This is a genomic window from Sphingopyxis granuli NBRC 100800, from assembly GCF_001591045.1.
GTDB classification, from domain to species: Bacteria; Pseudomonadota; Alphaproteobacteria; order Sphingomonadales; family Sphingomonadaceae; genus Sphingopyxis; species Sphingopyxis granuli.
This window is the reverse complement of record NZ_BCUA01000014.1, coordinates 44,605-64,165: the sequence shown is the minus strand read 5'-3', so window position 1 is coordinate 64,165 and position 19,561 is coordinate 44,605. Positions and strand designations below refer to the sequence as shown.

At 67.5% G+C, this 19,561-nt stretch carries 23 protein-coding genes; 16 read left to right on the top strand and 7 right to left on the bottom strand.

Annotated elements, in window-relative coordinates; genetic code table 11:
- Nucleotides 1–148 precede the first annotated feature (148 nt).
- The 9 genes from SGR02S_RS05605 (at nucleotide 149) to tatC (ending at nucleotide 7,466) form a co-directional block, all read left to right on the top strand.
- Nucleotides 149–787 (top strand): hypothetical protein, encoded by a 639-nt coding sequence (locus SGR02S_RS05605; protein WP_255211396.1) that lies wholly within the window; start codon nucleotides 149–151, stop codon nucleotides 785–787.
- 150 nt (nucleotides 788–937) lie between these two features.
- Nucleotides 938–2,665 (top strand): arginine--tRNA ligase, encoded by a 1,728-nt coding sequence (gene argS / locus SGR02S_RS05600; RefSeq protein WP_067106512.1) that lies wholly within the window; start codon nucleotides 938–940, stop codon nucleotides 2,663–2,665.
- Nucleotides 2,665–3,441, top strand: coding sequence for an SPOR domain-containing protein (locus tag SGR02S_RS05595; protein ID WP_067106508.1), 777 nt, complete (start codon nucleotides 2,665–2,667; stop codon nucleotides 3,439–3,441). Before argS ends, SGR02S_RS05595 begins: the two co-directional genes overlap by 1 nt.
- Before the next feature lie 108 nt (nucleotides 3,442–3,549).
- The gene (nagZ, locus tag SGR02S_RS05590) at nucleotides 3,550–4,557 is read left to right on the top strand and encodes a beta-N-acetylhexosaminidase (protein ID WP_067106505.1); all 1,008 of its coding nucleotides are present in this window, start codon (nucleotides 3,550–3,552) and stop codon (nucleotides 4,555–4,557) included.
- Nucleotides 4,558–4,564: 7 nt separating this feature from the next.
- On the top strand, nucleotides 4,565–5,338 hold the full coding sequence (locus SGR02S_RS05585) for a segregation and condensation protein A (RefSeq protein WP_067106537.1): 774 nt from the start codon (nucleotides 4,565–4,567) through the stop codon (nucleotides 5,336–5,338).
- A complete protein-coding gene (gene scpB / locus SGR02S_RS05580) occupies nucleotides 5,335–5,928 on the top strand; it encodes an SMC-Scp complex subunit ScpB (RefSeq protein WP_067106503.1) in 594 nt (197 codons plus the stop codon). The genes SGR02S_RS05585 and scpB overlap by 4 nt, the downstream gene beginning before the upstream one ends.
- A 25-nt stretch (nucleotides 5,929–5,953) precedes the next feature.
- Nucleotides 5,954–6,181, top strand: a complete 228-nt coding sequence (locus SGR02S_RS05575) for a twin-arginine translocase TatA/TatE family subunit (protein ID WP_067106498.1) — start codon at nucleotides 5,954–5,956, stop codon at nucleotides 6,179–6,181.
- A 38-nt stretch (nucleotides 6,182–6,219) separates the two neighbouring features.
- Entirely contained in the window at nucleotides 6,220–6,660 is a 441-nt protein-coding gene (tatB, locus tag SGR02S_RS05570) for a Sec-independent protein translocase protein TatB (protein ID WP_067106497.1), read from the top strand.
- The gene (tatC, locus tag SGR02S_RS05565; RefSeq protein WP_067106496.1) at nucleotides 6,657–7,466 is read left to right on the top strand and encodes a twin-arginine translocase subunit TatC; all 810 of its coding nucleotides are present in this window, start codon (nucleotides 6,657–6,659) and stop codon (nucleotides 7,464–7,466) included. Before tatB ends, tatC begins: the two co-directional genes overlap by 4 nt.
- Nucleotides 7,467–7,485: 19 nt before the next feature.
- On the opposite strand, the gene SGR02S_RS05560 is transcribed toward tatC, so the two are convergent.
- Both SGR02S_RS05560 and mgtE read right to left on the bottom strand, forming a co-directional pair.
- Nucleotides 7,486–7,617: an entericidin A/B family lipoprotein gene (locus SGR02S_RS05560; protein WP_067106494.1), complete on the bottom strand. Its 132-nt coding sequence runs from the start codon at nucleotides 7,615–7,617 to the stop codon at nucleotides 7,486–7,488.
- Nucleotides 7,618–7,892: 275 nt separating this feature from the next.
- Entirely contained in the window at nucleotides 7,893–9,356 is a 1,464-nt protein-coding gene (gene mgtE / locus SGR02S_RS05555) for a magnesium transporter (protein ID WP_082796976.1), read from the bottom strand.
- Nucleotides 9,357–9,536: 180 nt separating this feature from the next.
- On the opposite strand from mgtE, the gene SGR02S_RS05550 reads away from it, so the two are divergent.
- From SGR02S_RS05550 to SGR02S_RS05535, 4 genes are all read left to right on the top strand, one after another.
- Nucleotides 9,537–9,986: a peptidylprolyl isomerase gene (locus SGR02S_RS05550; protein ID WP_067106493.1), complete on the top strand. Its 450-nt coding sequence runs from the start codon at nucleotides 9,537–9,539 to the stop codon at nucleotides 9,984–9,986.
- 96 nt (nucleotides 9,987–10,082) lie between these two features.
- The gene (gene nadC, locus SGR02S_RS05545; RefSeq protein WP_067106492.1) at nucleotides 10,083–10,931 is read left to right on the top strand and encodes a carboxylating nicotinate-nucleotide diphosphorylase; all 849 of its coding nucleotides are present in this window, start codon (nucleotides 10,083–10,085) and stop codon (nucleotides 10,929–10,931) included.
- Nucleotides 10,918–11,634 carry a ribonuclease T2 family protein gene (locus SGR02S_RS05540; RefSeq protein WP_067106491.1) on the top strand — a complete coding sequence of 239 codons (717 nt, stop codon included), beginning with the start codon at nucleotides 10,918–10,920 and terminating at the stop codon, nucleotides 11,632–11,634. Before nadC ends, SGR02S_RS05540 begins: the two co-directional genes overlap by 14 nt.
- Nucleotides 11,635–11,720: 86 nt before the next feature.
- On the top strand, nucleotides 11,721–11,957 hold the full coding sequence (locus SGR02S_RS05535) for a hypothetical protein (protein WP_067106490.1): 237 nt from the start codon (nucleotides 11,721–11,723) through the stop codon (nucleotides 11,955–11,957).
- Here SGR02S_RS05535 and SGR02S_RS05530 read toward each other — a convergent pair.
- Nucleotides 11,954–13,225 (bottom strand): MFS transporter, encoded by a 1,272-nt coding sequence (locus SGR02S_RS05530; RefSeq protein ID WP_067106488.1) that lies wholly within the window; start codon nucleotides 13,223–13,225, stop codon nucleotides 11,954–11,956. The genes SGR02S_RS05535 and SGR02S_RS05530 overlap by 4 nt on opposite strands.
- 147 nt (nucleotides 13,226–13,372) lie before the next feature.
- On the opposite strand from SGR02S_RS05530, the gene pgsA reads away from it, so the two are divergent.
- A complete protein-coding gene (gene pgsA / locus SGR02S_RS05525) occupies nucleotides 13,373–13,948 on the top strand; it encodes a CDP-diacylglycerol--glycerol-3-phosphate 3-phosphatidyltransferase (protein WP_067106486.1) in 576 nt (191 codons plus the stop codon).
- Between the two features lie 17 nt (nucleotides 13,949–13,965).
- Here pgsA and SGR02S_RS05520 read toward each other — a convergent pair whose 3' ends face one another.
- Nucleotides 13,966–14,871: a hydrogen peroxide-inducible genes activator gene (locus tag SGR02S_RS05520; RefSeq protein ID WP_067106484.1), complete on the bottom strand. Its 906-nt coding sequence runs from the start codon at nucleotides 14,869–14,871 to the stop codon at nucleotides 13,966–13,968.
- A 277-nt stretch (nucleotides 14,872–15,148) separates the two neighbouring features.
- Here SGR02S_RS05520 and SGR02S_RS05515 point away from each other — a divergent pair, with 277 nt between their 5' ends.
- Entirely contained in the window at nucleotides 15,149–15,610 is a 462-nt protein-coding gene (locus SGR02S_RS05515; protein ID WP_067106531.1) for an EF-hand domain-containing protein, read from the top strand.
- 344 nt (nucleotides 15,611–15,954) lie between these two features.
- On the opposite strand, the gene trmFO is transcribed toward SGR02S_RS05515, so the two are convergent.
- Entirely contained in the window at nucleotides 15,955–17,307 is a 1,353-nt protein-coding gene (gene trmFO, locus SGR02S_RS05510; RefSeq protein ID WP_067106482.1) for a methylenetetrahydrofolate--tRNA-(uracil(54)-C(5))-methyltransferase (FADH(2)-oxidizing) TrmFO, read from the bottom strand.
- 109 nt (nucleotides 17,308–17,416) lie between these two features.
- Here trmFO and SGR02S_RS05505 point away from each other — a divergent pair, with 109 nt between their 5' ends.
- Nucleotides 17,417–18,091 carry a lysoplasmalogenase family protein gene (locus SGR02S_RS05505; protein ID WP_067106480.1) on the top strand — a complete coding sequence of 225 codons (675 nt, stop codon included), beginning with the start codon at nucleotides 17,417–17,419 and terminating at the stop codon, nucleotides 18,089–18,091.
- Between the two features lie 47 nt (nucleotides 18,092–18,138).
- Here SGR02S_RS05505 and SGR02S_RS05500 read toward each other — a convergent pair whose 3' ends face one another.
- Nucleotides 18,139–18,600 carry a host attachment family protein gene (locus tag SGR02S_RS05500; protein ID WP_067106478.1) on the bottom strand — a complete coding sequence of 154 codons (462 nt, stop codon included), beginning with the start codon at nucleotides 18,598–18,600 and terminating at the stop codon, nucleotides 18,139–18,141.
- 50 nt (nucleotides 18,601–18,650) lie between these two features.
- Complete coding sequence (locus SGR02S_RS05495; RefSeq protein WP_067106530.1) at nucleotides 18,651–19,493, bottom strand: TauD/TfdA dioxygenase family protein; 843 nt, start codon at nucleotides 19,491–19,493, stop codon at nucleotides 18,651–18,653.
- Nucleotides 19,494–19,561 lie beyond the last annotated feature (68 nt).

The following is a 19,561-nucleotide window of genomic DNA, read 5'->3' as shown; positions in this document are numbered from 1 at the left end:
TTGCAAGATGAATCCCCACACGCCCTAGAGCACTGAACGATTCAATCTAATCGTTCAGTGCTCTAGGGCGCGAGATTGTCCGTCCCGCCGCACCCGTTTGGAAAGCTCGATCATCATGACCCCCATTTCGCCTTCGCTCCGTAAGACAATGACGATGCTCTGCGGGGCGGCGGCCTTGACGATGGTGGCTGGCTGCGCCGGCGACAACGAGATCGACGTGTCGGCCGGCGTCGGCATCACCGCGACGCGCTCGACATGTCCGGCGGTGGCGGTGCCGCTCCATACCGGCGACATCACCCTGTTCGACCCGACGACCAGCCGCGACGCCAGCGCGATCGACGTCGTCGCCTCGATCACCAATCTCGCGCCGCAGTGCAACGAGGGCGGTGAGAAGGTGTTCCAGCTCGCGTCGTTCGACGTCGTCGCGACGCGCCGCGACGCGGGGGCGGAACGCACGGTGACGCTCCCCTATTTCGCGACCGTCGTGCAGGGCGGCACCGCGATCGTCGCCAAGCGGCTGGGCCAGGTCAGCGTGACCTTCCCCGCCGGTCAGACGCGCGCGGTCGGCCACGGCCAGGCGTCGGCCTATGTCGACCGGGCCGCCGCGACCCTGCCCGCCGACATTCAGGAACGCATCACCCGCAAGCGCAAGGCGGGCGATCAGGACGCCGCGATCGACCCGCTCAGCCAGCCCGAGGTGCGCGCCGCCGTCCAGCGTTCGAGCTTCGAACTGCTCGTCGGCTTCCAGCTCACGCAGGACCAGCTCGAATACAACGTCCGACGATAGGGCGCGCGCCGCCGCCGCGGCGCCGTTCGCCGGCCTTCCGCGCCCCCGCCCGCGCCAGCGCCCCGGTCCGGGCGACGCGGGGCTTTTCGCGCCCGCCAAGCTGCGGTAGGGCGCGCTCCATTCCGTCCGACCCAAGATAGGCCCGATGCCGTGACCCTGTTCAGCCGTTTTTCCGACCATATCAACGCCGCGCTCGATGCGCTCGTCGCGCAGGGCGCGCTGCCCGCCGGGCTCGACCGCGGTGCGATCAGCGTCGAACCGCCGCGCGATCCGTCGCACGGCGACGTCGCGACCAACGCGGCGATGGTGCTCGCCAAGCCGGCCGGGACCAACCCGCGCGCGCTCGCCGAACAACTCGTGCAGCAACTGGGCGCGCTCGATGAGGTGGTCGAGGCGAGCGTCGCCGGTCCCGGCTTCATCAACCTGCGCCTCGCCGACGAAAGCTGGCGCGCCGAACTGGCGCTGGTCCACGCGCAGCGCGAAGATTACGGGCGGTCGGCGGTCGGCGCGGGGCGCCGCGTCAACGTCGAATATGTCTCGGCGAATCCCACCGGCCCGATGCACGTCGGCCATTGCCGCGGTGCGGTCGTCGGCGACGCGCTCGCCGCGCTGCTCGAATATGTCGGGCATCGGGTCACGCGCGAATATTATGTCAACGACGCCGGCGCGCAGGTCGACGTGCTCGCGCGCTCGGCGCACCTGCGCTACCGCGAAGCGCTTGGCGAGGCGATCGGGGCGATTCCCGAAGGGCTCTATCCGGGCGACTATCTGAAGCCGGTCGGCGAAAGCCTCGCCGCCGAATATGGCGACCGCTTCGTGACGGCGCCCGAAAGCGAATGGCTGGTGCCGTTCCGCAAGGTCGCCGTCGCGGCGATGATGGACATGATCCGCGCCGACCTCGCCAAGCTGGGCATCCATCACGACCTTTTCGCGTCGGAGGCTGAATTGCAGGCCGCGGGCAAGCCCGCCGCGGCCGAGGCGTGGCTGCGCGAGCATGATCTCGTCTACGATGGCCTGCTCGAAGCCCCGAAGGGCGAGACGCCTGATGATTGGGAAGCGGTCGAACTGCCGCTGTTCCGCTCGACGCGTTTCGGCGACGATCAGGACCGGCCGATCCGGAAATCGGACGGAAGCTGGACCTATTTCGGCGCCGACCTCGCCTATCATTACCAGAAGGCGCAGAATGCCGACGAACTGATCGACATCTGGGGCGCCGACCATGCCGGAACGGTCAAGCGCATCAAGGCCGCGGTCGCGGCGCTGACCGGCGGCAAGACGCGCTTCGACGTCAAGCTCGTCCAGATGGTCCGCCTGCTCAAGAATGGCGAGCCGTTCAAGATGTCGAAGCGCGCGGGCAATTTCGTGACGCTCGCCGACATCGTCGACGAGGTCGGCAAGGACGCGGTGCGCTTCACCATGCTGACGCGCAAGGCCGACGCGCAGATGGATTTCGATTTCGCGAAGGTGGTCGAGGCGTCGCGCGACAATCCGGTCTTCTATGTCCAATATGCGCATGCGCGGATCGCCTCGCTCAAGCGCAAGCTCGCGGAGGCGGGGATCGCCCCCGCGGCGCCGAACCCGGTGCGGCTCGACGATCATGAACTCGGTCTCGTCAAGCTGCTCGCGCAGTTCCCGCGCATCGTCGAATCGGCCGCGGCGGCGCGCGAGCCGCACCGCATCGCCTTTTATCTCGGAGAGGTCGCCGCCGCCTTCCACGCGTGGTGGAACATGGGCAACGACCGGCCCGAGGCGCGTATCATATTGACGCAGGACGCCGAACTGACCGCGACGCGGCTTTATTTGGCCGACGGAATCGGGCAGGTTATCCGCAACGGGCTGCACCTGATGGGGGTCGAGGCGCTCGAGGAGATGCTGTGATGGCCGAAGAGACGGACGCTGGGCTGGGTCTGGAGGGCGAGGATCGCCTGCCCTGGCTGGAGGCTGCGGAGGATTTCGAGGATGACGGCGAAGTGTCGCCGGTGCGCCTGCTCGTCATGGTGCTCGGCGGGCTGCTGCTGATCGGCGCCGTGCTCGGCGGCCTGTGGTGGATCCAGAACGGCGGCGCGCGCGGCAAGGGCGAACTGATCGCTGCGCAGGACGGCGATTACAAGGTCGTGCCGAGCAACGATGCCGCCCGGACGTTCGAGGGCGAAGGCGACGCCAGCTTCGCCGCGAGCGAGGGGGCCGAGCCCGCGGGCCGCGTCGATCCCAGCCGCATGCCCGAAGAACCCGCGGTGACTCCCGCCGAACGCGAAGCGGCGGCCAGGGCGGCCGCTGCAAAGACCAGCGCCGACAAGGCGACGGCCGCGAAGGCGGAGGCGGCGCGCATCGCGGCCGCCGACAAGGGCAAGCCGAAGCCCGCCGCCATGTCGGTCAAGACCGCCGAAGACACGGCGAAAGAGGCGCCTGCGCCCGGCGGCACGACGATGGTCCAGCTCGGCGCCTTCAGCAGCGAGGCGGCGGCGACCAAGGCGTGGACGAACCTGTCGAAGCGTTTCGCCTATCTTGCGGAGCTCAATCGCTCGGTCTCGCCGGCGAAGGTCGGCGACAGCACCGTCTATCGCCTGCGCGTTTCGGCGGGAACGGCGGCCAATGCGGCCGGCCTGTGCGGAAAATTGCGCGTTGCCGGCGAAAATTGCGTCATCGTCCGCTGAATCGACCCGCCCCGCCGCACGCGGCATTGGTTCGGCGGCGCGGCTATGGCATGATGCTCGATCTGGTTGCCGCATGAGGGGGCGCCGACCGATGGAGGTTGACGCACGATGATACCCGCTATTTTCGGCCTGTCGGGCCTGACCCTGACCGAAGACGAGCGCGCCTTCTTCCGCGACAGCCAGCCCGCGGGCTACATCCTGTTCGGCCGCAATATCGCGAATCGCGACCAGCTGCGGCGCCTCACCGACGATCTGCGCAGCCTCGACGGCCGCGACCCGCTGCCGATCCTGATCGATCAGGAGGGCGGGCGCGTCGCGCGCATGAAGGCGCCCGAATGGCCCGATTTCCCCAGCGGCGCGGCCTTCGACGCGCTGTACGAGCGCGCGCCGGCGAGCGCGATCGAGGCGGCGCGGCTCAACGCGATGGCGCTCGCGGTGATGCTGGCGGAGGTCGGCATCACGGTCGACTGCCTGCCGCTGCTCGACGTGCGCCAGCCGGGGGCGAGCGACGTCATCGGCGACCGTGCGCTGGGCAGCGAGCCGATGCGCGTCGCCGCGCTCGGCCGCGCGATCCTCGGCGGATTGCAGGCGGGCGGCGTGCTCGGCGTCGTCAAGCATATCCCCGGCCACGGCCGCGCCCGGTTCGATTCGCACGAGGCGCTTTCGGTCGTCACCGCGTCCGATCACGACCTCCAGACCGATCTCGCGCCCTTCGCGGCGCTGCGCGATGCCGCGATGGCGATGACCTGCCACGTCGTCTTCGACGCCTGGGACGCCGACCGGCCCGCGACGCTGTCGCCCTTCGTCATCGACCATGTGATCCGCCAGCGTATCGGTTTCCACGGCCTGCTGATGACCGACGACCTCGACATGAAGGCCTTGTCGGGCGGCGTGCCGCAGCGCGCGGCGGCGGCGATCGCGGCGGGGTGCGACATCGCGCTCAACTGCTGGGCGAAGATGGACGACATGGTCGGCATCGCGCAGGCGCTCGATCCGATGGGCCCGGCGTCGCTGGCGCGGCTCGAAGGTGCGATGGACCGGATCGCCGGCGCGCACGACCCGCGCGCGTTCGACCTGCTCGTCGACCAGCGCGACGCGCTTCTCGCGGTGGCCTGAGGCGCCGGTGGACGAACTGCCGCTCGCCTATGACGTCGTGCCGGCGGCAACGGAGCGCGAGGATGCGCTCCAGCTTTCGCTCGACAGCTGGGAAGGGCCGCTCGACCTGTTGCTGACGCTGGCGCGCAGCCAGAAGGTCGATCTGCGGCAGATCTCGATCCTCGCGCTGGTCGAGCAATATCTCGCCTTCATCGCCGAGATGCGCGCGCTGAAGCTGGAGGTCGCGGCCGATTATCTGGTGATGGCGGCGTGGCTCGCCTACCTCAAGTCGGCGCTGCTGCTGCCGAAGGACCCGGCGGAGGACCCGTCGCCCGACGAACTGGCGCTGCGCCTGCAATTGCGGCTTCAGCGGCTCGCGGCGATGCGCGAAGCGGCGGCGCGGCTGCTCGCGCGCGACCGCGTCGGCCGCGACGTTTTTCTGCGCCCGCATCCGGAGGGGCTGCACGACGTCCGCAAGCGGCGCTGGGACGCCAGCCTCTACGACCTGCTCGCCGCCTACGGCCAGGTGAAGCTGCGGACCGAGCCGGTCGTGCACATGGTCGCGCGCCGGCCGGTGGTGACGCTCGACGCGGCGCTCCAGCATCTCGAACGCATGATCGGCGTCCGGCTCGACTGGGCCGAACTGTCCGATTTCCTGCCGGCCGATTATGACGGACCCCTGCGCCGCTCGGCGATCGCGTCGAGCTTCCTCGCCGCGCTCGAACTGGCGCGGCAGGGGCGCATCGACCTGCGGCAGGACGGCGCGTTCGAACCGCTCTATCTGAAGGCAGCAGGCGCATGATCGACGACCTCGAACGCGCGATAGAGGCGATGCTGTTCGCCAGCGACGAGGCGCTCGACGCGCGGCAGGTCGCGGCGCGCCTCGGCGGCGAGACGACGCCGGGCGCGGTGCGCGCGATCGTCGCGGCGATCGCGGAGCGTCACGCCGGCAGCGGCATCGAACTGGTCGAGCGCGGCGGCCACTGGCATTTTCAGACCCCGGCCGACCTCGCCCACCTGCTCCGCCGCGAACGCGACGACCCGCGCAAGCTGTCGCGCGCCGCGGCCGAGGTCCTCGCGATCGTCGCCTATCACGAGCCGGTCAGCCGCGCGGAGATCGAGGCGATCCGCGGCGTCCAGACGTCGAAAGGCACGCTCGACGTGCTGATGGAGGCCGAATGGATCGCCCCCGCGGGGCGGCGCGAAGTGCCCGGCCGGCCGCTGATCTACCGGACCACCGACGCCTTCCTCCAGCATTTCGGGCTGGCGAGCCGGAAGGATTTGCCGGGGATCGAGGATTTGCGTGCCGCGGGCCTGCTCGACCCCGTCGACCTTGCTTTCGAAGCGGCGATGGACGAGCTGGACCTAGTCAAAGACGGCGAAGATGCCTAGATGAGGCACCTCAAGGAGACGATAGATGGGTAGCTTCAGCATCTGGCACTGGCTGGTGGTCGGGATTCTCGTCCTGCTGCTGTTCGGCAAGGGCCGTTTTTCCGACATGATGGGCGATGTTGCCAAGGGCATAAAGAGCTTCAAGAAGGGCATGGCCGACGACGACGAGGCGCGCCCCGCGCCGCGGCAGATCGACGGACAGCGGTCGCCCGACGCGACGCCGACCCCGACAGCCGAAACCGAAAACCGCTGACCCCGGCCGTTACGACCGGCGCGGGATTGGGTTGAGCCATGTTTGACGTTGCACCGACCGAGTTGCTGCTCGTCGTGGTGGTGGCCCTGGTCGTCATCGGCCCGAAGGACCTGCCCAAGGCGATGCGCTTCGTCGGCAAGTGGGTCGGCAAGGCGCGCGGCATGGCGCGCCATTTTCGCGCCGGGCTCGACACGATGATGCGCGAGGCCGAACTCGAGGAACTCGAAAAGCAGTGGCGCGCGCAGAATGAAGCGATCATGCGCGAATTTCCGAATATCGACGGCGTCGACGCGCCGACGATGCTTCCGGCGACGACGCTGCCTCCGGAGGCGAAGGGCGACGACGCGGGCGCCGGACCTGATAGCCCCGGACCCGATAGCCCCGCTCCCGAAAATCCCGATCACGCCGCCGCAACCACAAAGCCCGAAACGCCGCGCGAAACGCACGAAGTGCCGCCGCCGGGCGGACCGCTGCCATGACCGTCGAGGCCCCCGTGACCGCCGATGACGAGGATGGTGCCGGCGGCAAGATGCCGCTGCTCGACCATCTGATCGAATTGCGTTCGCGCCTGCTCAAATCGCTGGTGGCGATCGGGCTCGCTTTCGGGGTCTGCCTCTATTTCGCGCGCCCGATCTTCGGGGTCCTCGTCCATCCGCTCGTCGCGGCGGGGCAGGGCAAGCTGATCTATACCCAGCTTTTCGAGGCCTTCTTCGTCGAGATCAAGGTCGCGCTGTTCGCGGCGATGATGATCGCCTTCCCGGTGATCGCCAACCAGCTCTGGAAATTCGTCGCGCCCGGCCTCTACCGCAAGGAAAAGCGTGCGCTGCTGCCCTTTCTGTTCGCGACCCCGGTGCTGTTCGCGGTCGGCGCCTGCTTCGCCTATTTCATCACCGTGCCGATCGCGCTCAAATTCCTGCTCGGCTATCAGGGAGAGATCGGCGGCGTGATGCAGGAGGCGCTGCCATCGGTCGGCAATTACCTCAGCTTCATCATGCAGTTCATCATGGCGTTCGGCATCGCTTTCCTGCTGCCGATCCTGCTGATGCTGCTCGAACGGTCGGGGCTGGTGACGCGCGAGCAACTCGTCTCGGCGCGCCGCTACATGATCGTCGCGGCGTTCGCGGTCGCGGCGGTCTTCACGCCGCCCGACATATTGAGCCAGCTGCTGCTCGCGGTACCGCTGGTCTTTCTCTACGAACTGTCGCTGTTCGCGATCTGGTTCACCCAGCGCCGACGCAAGACAGGCGCCGAAACGGCGCCTGTCGAACCTCTCGAAGAGGCATAGGGGGTAAGCTTCCCGCCGATCAGTGGATGGCGTCGCTGCCGGCCTGGCCGACCGACTCGATGTCGCGGCCGACCCCTTTCACCGTATTGCAGGCAGCGACCAGAAAGCTGGCAAGCAGGGCAAGAAGGATAGCACGGTTACGCGTCGTCATTTTCCACCTCTACGGGTCTTGATGCAAAATGGCCCGGCACGCTTCGAGGGGGGGGAGGGAATGCGGGCCGGGCCAATGTTGCTGAGCAGCGCTGCGGGGGGGCGTTGACCGCTGCTCGAAAGGGAAACCCGTGAATGGGGCGGGAGTTCCCGAAAAAAGTGTCGGGATGAAAATTTTTCCGGAAATCCCAGAATCGCGTGGCTTTGCATCGCGCGGCTTCGCATCGCGTGGTTTCGCATCGCGTGGGTTCGCCGCGTGGAGTCCCGATGTCGATGTCAGAGCGTGGTGAGCCCGCTTGCCACCGCGAGCCCCAGGAATGCCAGAAACCCCATCGAATCGGTGGTCATGGTGACGAAGATCGAACTGGCGACCGCCGGGTCCTGATCGAGCCGGTCGAGCAGCAGCGGGATTGCGACCCCGGCGACCCCGGCGACGAAGATGTTGACGATCATCGCCGCGGCGATCACCCCGCCGAGCCCCGGATTGGCGAACCATAATGCCGTGGCGGTCCCGGCGATCAGCGCGATCGTCCCGCCGTTGAGCAGCGCGATCTTGATTTCGCGGAACACCGCGCGCCAGCTGTTCGAATCGGTGAGCTGGTTCATCGCCAGCGCGCGGACGGTGACGGCCAGCGTCTGCGTGCCCGCATTGCCGCCGACCCCGGCGACGATCGGCATCAGCGCCGCGAGCGCGACCATATGTTCGATCGCGCCGCCGAACATCCCGACGATGCTCGATGCGACGAGCGCGGTGCCCAGATTGGCGATCAGCCAGCGCACGCGCGCGCTGTAGGTTTCGCGGATCGGCTCGTTGATGTCGCCGTCGCCGGCGCCTGACAGCCGCAATATGTCCTCGCCCGCTTCTTCCTGGATGATGTGGACGACGTCGTCGACGGTGATCACGCCGACCAGGCGGCCCGCGCGGTCGACGACCGCGGCCGAAATCAGCGCATATTTCTGGAAGCGCAGCGCGACTTCTTCCTGATCCATGTCGACCGGAATCAGCGTCTGCTCGCGCTTCATCACGTCGCCGATCGCGATGTCGCGCGGGGTGCGCATGATCCAGCTGAGCTGACAGGTGCCGACCGGGCGATGCATCGGGTCGACGACGAAGATTTCCCAGAAATCGGTCGGCAGTTCGCGATCCTCGCGCAGCCGGTCGATGACGTCGCCGACGGTGACATGCTCGGCCACCGCGACGAACTCGCGCTGCATCAGGCGCCCGGCGCTCTCCTCGGGATAGGACAGCGCCTCTTCGATCGCGGCCCGGTCCTCGGGCTCCATCGCGTCGAGGACCGCCTGCTGTTCCTCTTCCTCCAGATCCTCGATGATCGCGACCGCGTCGTCGGTGTCGAGTTCGGACGCGATCTCGGCGACCTGTTCGGGCGCGAGCAGGTCGATCAGCCCCTCGCGCACATGCTCGTTCATCTCGGCGAGCACGTCGGGGGACAGCATGTCGCCGAGGACGCGGGCGAGCGACGGCCGATCCTCGTCCGATACTAGCTCGAACAGGTCGGCGATGTCGGCGGGGTGCAGGCGGCCGATGCGCTCGCGCGCCGCCTCATCCTCGCCCGCCTCGACCAGGTCGATGACGTCGCGAACGAATTCGGGCCTCAGCCGGTCGTCCTCGTCGAGCTCGGTCTCGGCTTCGCGCGGCGCGGGATCGCGATCATGCTCGCGGTCGTCGATGGTCGCGGTCGGGGCGTCATGGGGGGGCAGGGATTCTTCGCGTTTGTCCATCGCGGTCCTCCCTGTTGCTTGCGGGCGCTCGTCGCCGGCGGGCCGATCCTCCCCCTAGTCCGCGAACCGGGTAATGGCAACGCCGCGCACGCGCTGCGGCGGGTCCGGACCGCAATTAATGCGTGGCATCGCGGCCGGTGCCCGCTATGGCGCTGGCAAACCACTCACAGGAGCCTCCCTATGTCCGAACAGACCCTTACCCTGTCGCTGTCGACCGGCGATGTCGTCATCCGCCTGCGCCCCGACCTCGCCCCCCAGCATGTCGAGCGCATCACGACGCTCGCGAAAGACGGCTTCTACGACGGCGTCGTCTTTCACCGCGTGATCCCCGGTTTCATGGCGCAGGGCGGCGATCCGACCGGCACCGGCATGGGCGGCAGCACGCTTCCCGACCTGCCGGCCGAATTCAACGCCGAACCGCACGTGCGCGGCGTCTGCTCGATGGCGCGCGCGCAGAATCCGAACAGCGCGAACAGCCAGTTCTTCATCTGTTTCGAGGACGCCCGTTTCCTCGACAACCAGTACACCGTCTGGGGCGAGGTGATCGAGGGCATGGAGAATGTCGACGCCCTGCCCAAGGGTGAACCGCCGCGCGAGCCGGGCAAGATCGTCAAGGCGACGGTGGCCTGAATCGGCGTCCGCTCCCTCCCGCCTGCGGGAGGGAGCTGCGTCCGAAAGATGCAACATCGAGTTGATTTGCCCCGCCCAGCCACTATCGCGGGGGCCATGACCGATTTCACGCTTCCCGGCTTCGACCTCGACGCCTTCGTCCGCGCCACGCTTGCCGAGGATCTCGGCAGCGGCGGCGACATAACTTCGCAGGCGGTGATCCCCGCCGACGCGCGTTTCGATGGCGTGATGAACAGCCGCGACGCGATCGCCGTCGCCGGCCTGCCGATCGCCGAACGCTTCTTCCGCGCACTCGATCCGGCAATGACGATCGAGATACTGGTGGAGGAGGGCGCGCAGGTGGCGCCGGGGACGCCGCTCATGCGCCTGTCGGGCAATGCGCGCGCGATGCTCACCGCAGAGCGTTCGGCGCTGAACAGCGTTCAGCATCTGTCGGGAATCGCGACGATGACCCGCCATTATGTCGATGCGCTCGCCGGGACGGGCGCGGTGCTGCTCGATACGCGCAAGACGATTCCCGGCCTGCGCATCCTCGAAAAATATGCGACGCGCATGGGCGGCGCGACCAATCACCGCATGGGATTGTGGGACGCCGCGATGATCAAGGACAATCATGTCGCGGTCGCCGGGTCGGTCGAGGAAGCGGTGCGCCGTGCCGTCGCGGCCGGGATTGCGACCATCATCGTCGAGGTCGACCGCGTCGATCAGGTCGCCCCCGCGCTCGAAGCGGGCGCGACGCATCTGCTGCTCGACAACATGGCCCCCGGCCAGCTTCGCGAGGCCGTCGCCATCGTCGCGGGGCGCGTCCCGACCGAAGCGTCGGGCGGCGTGACGCTCGACACCATCGGCGCGATCGGCGCGACCGGCGTCACCTATGTCTCGGTCGGCCGGCTGACCCAGTCGGCGCCCGCCGCCGATATCGGGCTCGACTTTGCGCTGGCCTAGCGCCGTCGCGCTGACCCTGGCGCTGTTCCCTGCCGTCGCCCAGGCCCGGGCGCCCGCCTGCACGATTCCCGACCGCATCCCCGTTCCGCGCGTGGAAAAGCCGCCGCGCGGCGAGCCGGTGCGTACGCCGAAGATCGGCGGCTATCTGCTCGCCATGAGCTGGTCGCCGCAGCATTGCGCGCGCGTCCGCGATCCGAAGGGCGCGCGCGACCGCTTCCAATGTTCGGGCGAGGGCGGCCGCTTCGGCTGGGTGCTGCACGGCCTGTGGCCCGAAGCCGACGGGCCCGCCTATCCGCAATGGTGCCGTCCGGCGAAGGTCGTGCCCGCGCCGGTGCTGCGCCGCCATCTGTGCATGACGCCGTCGGCGCAACTCCTCCAGCACGAATGGGCGAAGCACGGCACCTGCATGAGCCCGCACCCCGCCGCCTATTTCCGCGCCGCCGAGATATTGTTCGGCGCGGTGCGCTTTCCCGACATGGCGGCGCTCGCCGCAACGCCACAAACCGCGCAAACCATCCGCCAATCCTTCGCCACCGCCAACAAGGGCATTGCCGCGCCGATGGTCGCGGTGGCGATCGATCGCGACGGCTGGCTCGACGAGGTGCGCCTGTGCCTTGGGCCGCGCATGCGCCCGCAGCGATGCGAGCCGTTTCAAGCGGGCGCCAGCGACCGCCGCTCGGTCCGAATCCGCCCGCCGCGTTGAGGCGGCGGCGTCCCGTCGCGGGACAGCGCGCGCGTTAACGCTCTTTTAACCTTACCCGGCCGTTAGGGATTTCCTAGCGTTGCGGCATGGATCGACTCGACTCCGACGAACGCATCGACATCCGTGGCCGCGTGCGCGCGCACGGCGTGCGTCAGGTCGCGATCGCCCGGCTGGCCGCGCCGAGCGACTGGCAGGGCGAACTGCGTGCCGCGCTAGCCGCGCAGCGCCGGCCGCACTCGATGTTTGATGGCGGAAGCGACCTGCGGCTGTTCCTCGAAAGCTTCGCGATCTTCTTCACCGCGACGATGATGTTCCTGCTTTAGTCGCAGGCTTTGTGGAGCCGCCAGGCCAGGAAGGCGGAGACGAGGCACATCGCCGCGACCATCAGCAACGTGTCGTCGATGGTGAGGCCGATCCCGATCAGTACGCTTAGCAGCAACGTCGCGGCGACCATGAAGCCGGAGTTTACGATGTTGTTTGCGGCGATCGTCCTAGCGGTCTGCGACTTGGCGACCGTCGTGGTCAGGAAGGCATAGAGCGGCACGACGAACATCCCGCCCGCGATCGCGATGCCCAGCAGGTCGAAAATGATGCGGTCGCCCGCCGACAGCGACAGGAACTCGCGCCAGTCCATCAGGCTGCCGTCGCGGTGCGGCCAGCCCTTCACCGACCACCAGAGGTCGAGCACGAACAGCCCCATCACGATCACCGACCCCGGCGAATAGCGGGCCGACACGCGCCCCTTGAGCAGGCGGTTGACGACGATCGAGCCGATCGCGACCCCGACCGAGAAGATGGCGGTGAACATCGTCGCGACGGTCTTGTCGGCCGCCAGCGCATTCTTGACCAGCGGCGGGAACTGCGCGGCGAGAATCGCGCCAATGGCCCAGAAGAAGCTGATCGACACGATGGCGAGAAACAGCCGCGGGATATGCATCGTCGTACTGACAATCTGCCACGACGACCGCAGGACATTGTGATCAATCACCAAATCCCGCGCTTCGGCCTCGGGCGGGGCCGACGGCACGAAGCTGGCGGTGATGCGGCCGATCACCGCGACCGCGACGATGCCGGGAATGGCGATGTGCGGCGGCGTCAGCCCGCCCACGATGGTGCCGCCGAGGATGGCGATATAGGTGCCCGCCTCGACCCACCCGGTACCCGCGAGCACCTCGTCCGCCTCCAGATGCTGGGGCAGGATCGCATATTTGATCGGACCGAAGAAGGTCGAGTGCATCCCCATCGAGAAGAGCGCGAGCAGCATCAGCGGGACATTGTGCAGCCAGATGCCGCACGCGCCGATGACCATGATCAGGATTTCCGCGCTCTTGATGATGCGGATCATCCGGGTCTTGTCGGTGCTGTCGGCAAGCTGTCCGGCGAGCGCCGAAAAGAGGAAGAAGGGCAGGATAAACAACCCGCCCGCCAGCGCGTTGAACCACGCCTCGGTCTCCGGGTCCTTGTAGATGGTGAAGGTGACGAGGATCACCATCGCCATCTTGTAGAAATTGTCGTTGAAGGCGTTCAGGAACTGGGTGGCGAACAGGGGCAGGAACCGGCGTTGCTTCATCAGCGCAAGGGAACCGGTCATGCGAAGCCCACTCTTGTTATCCGAACGCGCGACGAACGCTGCCGCCGCAGGCAATTCGGTTGTCGCTCGGGGGACTTATCGGCTAGGGCAGATCGGGTCAAAGCCCATTTTGGAACAGTCGCGCTTTGCGGGCGGGAATCAGGAACCATGCTCAGCCTTCCGAACCTTCTGACATTGTCGCGGATCCTTGCGGTACCGATCCTCTTGTTCCTGCTGTGGCCCGGCGCGCACGAGGCCGCGCGCCACCAGCCGCTGCCGATCGACTATGCCTTCGCCTTCGGCCTCTACTGCCTGATGGGCATCACCGATTATTTTGACGGTTATGTGGCGCGGGCGCGCGGCACCGTGTCGCGGCTCGGCATCTTCCTCGATCCGATCGCCGACAAGATCATGATCGCGGCGGTGATTCTGCTGCTCGTCTTCACCCGCGACATACAAGGGTGGCACGTCATCGCGGCGCTGGTCATCCTGCTGCGCGAGATCATCGTGTCGGGACTGCGCGAATTCCTCGCGACCCTGCAGGTGTCGATGCCGGTGACGCGGCTCGCCAAATGGAAGACGGCCTTTCAGCTGATCGCTTTCGGTGCGCTGATCCTCGCGGGCGCGCTGCCCGCGATGGCGTGGATCAAGACGGTCGGGCTCGTCTCGCTATGGGGCGCCGCGGTGCTGACGCTGGTCACCGGCTGGGATTATCTGCGCGTCGGCCTCAAGCACATGGATTGACCAAAGCTGCGCAGCGATCAGTTCGCGCGGTGCTTGCGAAAAATGTCGGCGAGCATGCGGAATTCGTCGGCGCGCGGGCTGCCCTTGCGCCAGACGAGCGCGATCGTGCGCCAGTCGTGATCCGACGCGAGCGGGCGGGTATCGATCCCGGTATGGTCGAGGATACCCGCTTCGATCGCCATCTGCGGCAGCATGGTGATGCCGAGGCCGTTGTCGACCATCTGCACCAGCGTGTGGAGCGAGGTGCCCATCATCCGCGCGCCGGCGCGCAGTTCGGGCCGGTTGCACGCGGCAAGCGCGTGATCCTTCAGGCAATGCCCGTCCTCGAGCATCAGCATCTGCGCGGGGTCGAGTTGATCGGCGGTGACGACCGCAGGCAGGTCCTCGGCCTGGTCGCCAGGGAAGGCGACGAACAGCGCGTCGTCGAACAGTGCCTCGCTCTCGACGTCGCCGCAGGCGTATGGCAGCGCCAGCAGCACGCAATCGACCTGTCCGTGATGCAGCGACTCGCAGGCCTGCGCGCTCGGCTCCTCGCGCAGAAAGAGTTTGAGGGCCGGGCGTTCCTTGCGCAACCGGGGCAGCAGGCCGGGCAGCAGGAAGGGCGCGATCGTCGGGATGACGCTCATGCGAAGCTCGCCGACCAGCGGCGCGGCCGCCGCCGCCGCCATGTCGGCCAGTTCCTCGGCCTCGCGCAGCACGCGGTGCGCCTTGTCGACGATGCGGTCGCCGAGCGAGGTGAAGCGGACGACGCGGCGCGTCCGTTCGACGAGCGTCTGGCCGAGCAGCGTTTCCAACTCGCGAACGCCCGCCGACAGTGTCGACTGGGTGACGTTGCAGGCGTCGGCGGCGCGGCCGAAATGCCCATGCTGGTGAAGCGCGACCAGATATTGCATCTGCTTCAGGGACGGGAGGTAGTTCTGCATTGATCGGATATAGCAATGATGCAGTCGATTTTGAACAATTCGCCCGATTGATATTTGCCGCCGACAGGATTGATCATGGTCCCCTTTCGGACAGGTCATCGTTCCCCGGCGAAAGCCGGGGTCCAACCGGCATGGCGCTGCCCCGCGTGGACCCCGGCTTTCGCCGGGGAACGGGTCCTGCCATGTTTCAAGGATATATAGGCCGATAGGACCGCGTTTGTTGCCGCTGCTTGCCGCGCCATGTTAGCACGCGACGGTGAGGAGGGAGGCCATGGCGATGTCCAGATTTCTGATCGGCGGCGTGGCGAGCGCGCTGCTGCTGACCGGCGGATTGTTCGTGTGGAAGGGGTATAGCCAGATCGCCGAGGAAGAGGTGCTGCCGGCGCCCCCGCCGACCTTGCCGGCCATTCCCGTTGCGGGCGCGGGAGCACCGAAGCGCGGCCCGGCGCCGCCGGCATTGCCCGCCGCGAAGGCGGAGTCGCGCGAGGAGCGGCGCTTCAATCGCTACGATCGCGACCGCAACGAACGGATCAGTCGGATCGAGATGATGGCGACGCGCACCGCCGCTTTCCGCAAGCTCGACAAGAATGGCGATAATCTGCTGACCTTCGAGGAATGGGCGGCGGCGACGAGCGACCGTTTCTCCAAGGCCGATGCCGACAAGTCGGGCGACCTGACCCGCGCCGAGTTCGCTACGACGGCGCCGAAGCCGGCGGCCAAGCCCAAATGCAGTTGCTGAGCGGCGCGATGAGATTGAGTGTCTGGTTTCGACCGATAAGCGACGCCAGCAGGATCGTCATTCCGGACTTGATCCGGAATCCATTCTCTCAGCGCTGCGCGAATGGACCCCGGATCAAGTCCGGGGTGACGAAGATAGGAGATGTCTGTTTTCGACCGGAAGCTGCCGTCCATCTCCCCTCCCGCAGGCGGGAGGGGTTGGGGGTGGGCAGCGACGGTGCAAAGGCCCACCCCGCTGCGACTAACGAACAAGTTCGTAAGTCTCGCTGCCCCTCCCGCCTGCGGGAGGGGAAACCAGGGCATGTCTAACGACCGCTTCCCACCCCGAAACCGCCGCAACGATCCCTAGGCGACGACCACGCCGTCTGCCAGCTTCATCCATCCTGCCAGGGCCTGCCCCGCGCGCTGCGTATAGCCGAGTTTGCGGTCCTTTTTGCGCACTTCGTCGGCGAGCGGCGGGAAGAGACCGAAATTGACGTTCATCGGCTGATAGCTCGCGGCGTCTGCGCCGCCGGTGATATGGCTGAGCAGCGCGCCGAGCGCGGTTTCGGGCGGCGGTGGGGGCAGGTGGCGGCACGCCAGTTCGGCAGCGGCGAAACGTGCGGCGATCAGGCCGATCGCTGCGCTTTCGACATAGCCTTCGCAACCGGTAATCTGTCCCGCGAACCGGATATGCGGCGCCGACTTGAGGCGAAGCTGCGGGTCGAGCAGTTCGGGCGAGCGGATGAAGCTGTTGCGGTGCAGGCCGCCGAGCCGCGCGAACTCGGCCTTTTCGAGCCCGGGGATGGTACGGAACAGTTCGACCTGCGCGCCATGCTTGAGCTTGGTCTGAAAGCCGACCATGTTCCACAGCGTGCCGAGCGCATTGTCCTGGCGAAGCTGGACGACCGCATAGGGCCAGCGCCCGGTGCGCGGATTGTCGAGCCCGACCCCCTTCATCGGGCCGAAGCGCAGCGTGTCGGGGCCGCGTTCCGCCATCACCTCGATCGGCATGCAGCCTTCGAAATAGGGGGTGTCGGTCTCCCAATCCTTGAACTCGGTCTTTTCGCCGTCGATCAGACCCTGGACGAAGGCGTAATATTGGTCCCGGTCCATCGGGCAGTTGATATAGTCCTTGCCGTCGCCGATCGGCCCGACCTTGTCCCAGCGGCTCGCCATCCACGCGACATCCATGTCGACGCTGTCGCGATAGACGATCGGCGCGATCGCGTCGAAGAAGGCGAGCGAATCCCTGCCGGTCGCGGCCCCGATGCTTTCTGCGAGACCCGCGGCGGTGAGCGGGCCGGTGGCGACGATCGTCAGGCCCTCGGCGGGCAGCGCGTCGATGCGTTCGCGCACGACGGTTATGTTGGGATGTTCGGCGAGCGCGCGGGTGACGCCGCCCGAAAACAGGTCGCGGTCGACCGCGAGCGCCGAGCCCGCGGGAACTTTCGTCGCGTCGGCCTCGCGCATGATGAGTGAGCCGAGAGCGCGCATCTCGCGGTGCAGCAGGCCGACGGCGTTGCTGTCGCCGTCGTCGCTGCGGAAACTGTTCGAACAGACCATCTCGGCGAGTGCGTCGCCTTGATGCGCGGGTGTCGTGTCGCCGCCCCCGCGCATTTCGGACAGGCGGACGCGGAACCCCGCCTCGGCGAGTTGCCAGGCGGCTTCGGAGCCCGCGAGACCGCCGCCGATGATGTGAATGTCGTGGGTCGCCATATTCTATCCGTTGACTTGAGCGGGGTCTGCCGCGCAGGAGATCGGGGATGGAGCCGATCAATGACGCGATGCTCTAGGCGGTAGACAACGATATGCAAAGGGGCGGACGATGAGCGGAGAACAGAGCTGGGATCGCGCGCGCTGGCTGTGGATCCTCGCGCTGATCGGCGGGATCAGCTTTTTCATCGCGGTGTATCAGCGCTGGGACGGTCCGCCGATCTGGGCGTGGAAGGCGACCGGGGTCGGTTTCCTCGCGCTGTGGGCGGCCGCCAATGCGCGCGGCACGAACGGCTGGCTGATCGCGGCCGCGCTCGGTTTCGGGGCGCTCGGCGACTGGATGCTCGATGCGATCGGCATGCTCGTCGGCGCGGCGGCCTTTGCGGCGGGGCATGGAATAGCGATCGTGCTTTATCTTCGCAATCGGCGGCAGGGCCCGTCGCGGTCGCAGACGCTGCTGGCCGTGCTGGTGGTGCCGCTGGCGCTGCTCATCGCCTGGGGCCTGACGCGCGCCGCGCCCGCGGATCTGATGGGGGCGGCGCTTGCCTATACCGCGATCGTCGCGGCGATGGCGGCCTGCGCGTGGATCAGCCGCTTCCCGCGCTATCGCACGGGGATCGGCGCGATGCTGTTCCTGGTGAGCGACCTGTTCATCTTCGCGGGCGAGGGCGGCGCGCTGCCGAAGGGGGTCACGCTGTGGCTCGTCTGGCCGTTCTATTTCGCCGGACAGGCGTTAATCGCGTGGGGAGTCGTGAAGACGCTGTCGAGCGAAGCGCGGGCGGGGTGACGGCCAACGGATAAGGCCCGTATCCCTCCTTCCGCGCCCTTTGACCGTCAGGCGGGTGGGGCGGGATCGTTCATTAGCAGCGCCTCGATATCGGGGGTCGGGCGGTCGGTCATCTCCTTGACATGCTCGCCGACGATGCGCGCGGCGACCTCCTTGTGCCAGAGCGGCCGCAGCACCCCCATGGTGCGCGCCTGGGCCACGACGACGAGCGCGTCCAATTCGCCCGCCAGCGCCATCGCGTTGATCCTTTCGGTAAGATCGCGCGCGAAGCGGTCCTCTTCCTGCTGGTGGAAATCGGGTTCCTCCATCGTGCCGCCGGGCAGGCCGGTTCCGGCCGGGGCGGGCGACTGGCCGGCGGGCGCGGTCTTGATGTCGCTGTCCTTGCGATCCTCGCGCTCGCGGTGCGTTTCGGTGCGCAGGTCGATCCGCTGCTCGTCGCCATGGTTGCGCAGGATCAGCGCCTTGCGGCCGTCGGCAACGAGAACGAGGGTGTTATGGGCAATCGTCATGATGGCTTCCTTCCTGCCCGACCAACGCCTCGCCTGTCGATCTGGTTTCCCTATCCGTCCCACGCCGCGATCGTCGTGCGGTGAAGCAGCCGGTCGTGACCGTCATAACCGCCGGTCGCGCGGTGGAGGACCGAGCGGTTGTCCCACATCAGCAGCATGTCGGGTTCCCAGGCGTGGCTGTAGCGGAACTCCTCGCGCCCCTGCCATTGCAGCAATTCGTAGAGCAGGGGCTGCGCCTCGGCATCGTCCATCCCCTCGACGCCGATGATATAGCCCGCGCAGCCGAACAGGCCTTCGCGGCCGGTTTCGGGGTGCGCGCGGATGAAGGGGTGACGCTGCGTCGCCATCGCTTCCTCGCCCGAGCGGATGTCCATGCTGCGCCCGGCGTCGCGCGCGCCATACATGCCCGAGGGGGCATAGCCGCCGCGCGCGCTGTGGATCGCATTGCGGCCCTTGATGCGCCGGCGCAGGCCGTCGGGCATGGCGTCGAGCGCGGCATGCTGGTTGGAAAATTCGGTGTTGCCGCCGACCGGTGGGATGGCGATGCCGAACAGGCAGGTGCCCGCGGGCGGCTGCGCCTGGAAACTCCAGTCGCTGTGCCAGTTTTCGGCGAACAGCGGCGCGGTCTCGTCGGCGCGCCGTTTCACCGCGATGATGTGCGCACGGCCGGGGATCGGCTTGATGAAGGGATCGTCGCCGAAGCCGCCGAAAGACGCGGTGAAGCGTTCGAGATCGTCGTCGCTCATCCGCTGGTCGGGGAAGGCGAGGACGTGATGGTCGAGCCATGCGGCGCGGATTTCGGCGACGGTGGCGGGCGCGAGCGGCTGCGTCAGTTCCACGCCCGTCACGCGCGCGCCGCACGCCTGACCGCTGGGGGTGATGGTGAGCGTCATGGCGGGATGCTGCGCCAATCGGGGCGTGGGGTCAATCGAGTGCATCCGGCCCGAGACGGATATTCCAG

Excerpts from the sequence above, each read along its gene's own strand:
- trmFO (WP_067106482.1), bottom strand. The coding sequence starts at position 17,307 with ATGGCGACCCACGACATTCACATCATCGGCGGCGGTCTCGCGGGCTCC.
- SGR02S_RS05505 (WP_067106480.1), top strand. The coding sequence starts at position 17,417 with ATGAGCGGAGAACAGAGCTGGGATCGCGCGCGCTGGCTGTGGATCCTC.
- SGR02S_RS05530 (WP_067106488.1), bottom strand. The coding sequence starts at position 13,225 with ATGACCGGTTCCCTTGCGCTGATGAAGCAACGCCGGTTCCTGCCCCTG.
- SGR02S_RS05495 (WP_067106530.1), bottom strand. The coding sequence starts at position 19,493 with ATGACGCTCACCATCACCCCCAGCGGTCAGGCGTGCGGCGCGCGCGTG.
- SGR02S_RS05500 (WP_067106478.1), bottom strand. The coding sequence starts at position 18,600 with ATGACGATTGCCCATAACACCCTCGTTCTCGTTGCCGACGGCCGCAAG.
- scpB (WP_067106503.1), top strand. The coding sequence starts at position 5,335 with ATGATCGACGACCTCGAACGCGCGATAGAGGCGATGCTGTTCGCCAGC.
- SGR02S_RS05535 (WP_067106490.1), top strand. The coding sequence starts at position 11,721 with ATGGATCGACTCGACTCCGACGAACGCATCGACATCCGTGGCCGCGTG.
- pgsA (WP_067106486.1), top strand. The coding sequence starts at position 13,373 with ATGCTCAGCCTTCCGAACCTTCTGACATTGTCGCGGATCCTTGCGGTA.
- nagZ (WP_067106505.1), top strand. The coding sequence starts at position 3,550 with ATGATACCCGCTATTTTCGGCCTGTCGGGCCTGACCCTGACCGAAGAC.
- nadC (WP_067106492.1), top strand. The coding sequence starts at position 10,083 with ATGACCGATTTCACGCTTCCCGGCTTCGACCTCGACGCCTTCGTCCGC.
- mgtE (WP_082796976.1), bottom strand. The coding sequence starts at position 9,356 with ATGGACAAACGCGAAGAATCCCTGCCCCCCCATGACGCCCCGACCGCG.
- SGR02S_RS05550 (WP_067106493.1), top strand. The coding sequence starts at position 9,537 with ATGTCCGAACAGACCCTTACCCTGTCGCTGTCGACCGGCGATGTCGTC.
- SGR02S_RS05515 (WP_067106531.1), top strand. The coding sequence starts at position 15,149 with ATGTCCAGATTTCTGATCGGCGGCGTGGCGAGCGCGCTGCTGCTGACC.
- tatC (WP_067106496.1), top strand. The coding sequence starts at position 6,657 with ATGACCGTCGAGGCCCCCGTGACCGCCGATGACGAGGATGGTGCCGGC.
- SGR02S_RS05595 (WP_067106508.1), top strand. The coding sequence starts at position 2,665 with ATGGCCGAAGAGACGGACGCTGGGCTGGGTCTGGAGGGCGAGGATCGC.
- SGR02S_RS05560 (WP_067106494.1), bottom strand. The coding sequence starts at position 7,617 with ATGACGACGCGTAACCGTGCTATCCTTCTTGCCCTGCTTGCCAGCTTT.
- SGR02S_RS05575 (WP_067106498.1), top strand. The coding sequence starts at position 5,954 with ATGGGTAGCTTCAGCATCTGGCACTGGCTGGTGGTCGGGATTCTCGTC.
- tatB (WP_067106497.1), top strand. The coding sequence starts at position 6,220 with ATGTTTGACGTTGCACCGACCGAGTTGCTGCTCGTCGTGGTGGTGGCC.
- SGR02S_RS05520 (WP_067106484.1), bottom strand. The coding sequence starts at position 14,871 with ATGCAGAACTACCTCCCGTCCCTGAAGCAGATGCAATATCTGGTCGCG.
- SGR02S_RS05605 (WP_255211396.1), top strand. The coding sequence starts at position 149 with ATGACGATGCTCTGCGGGGCGGCGGCCTTGACGATGGTGGCTGGCTGC.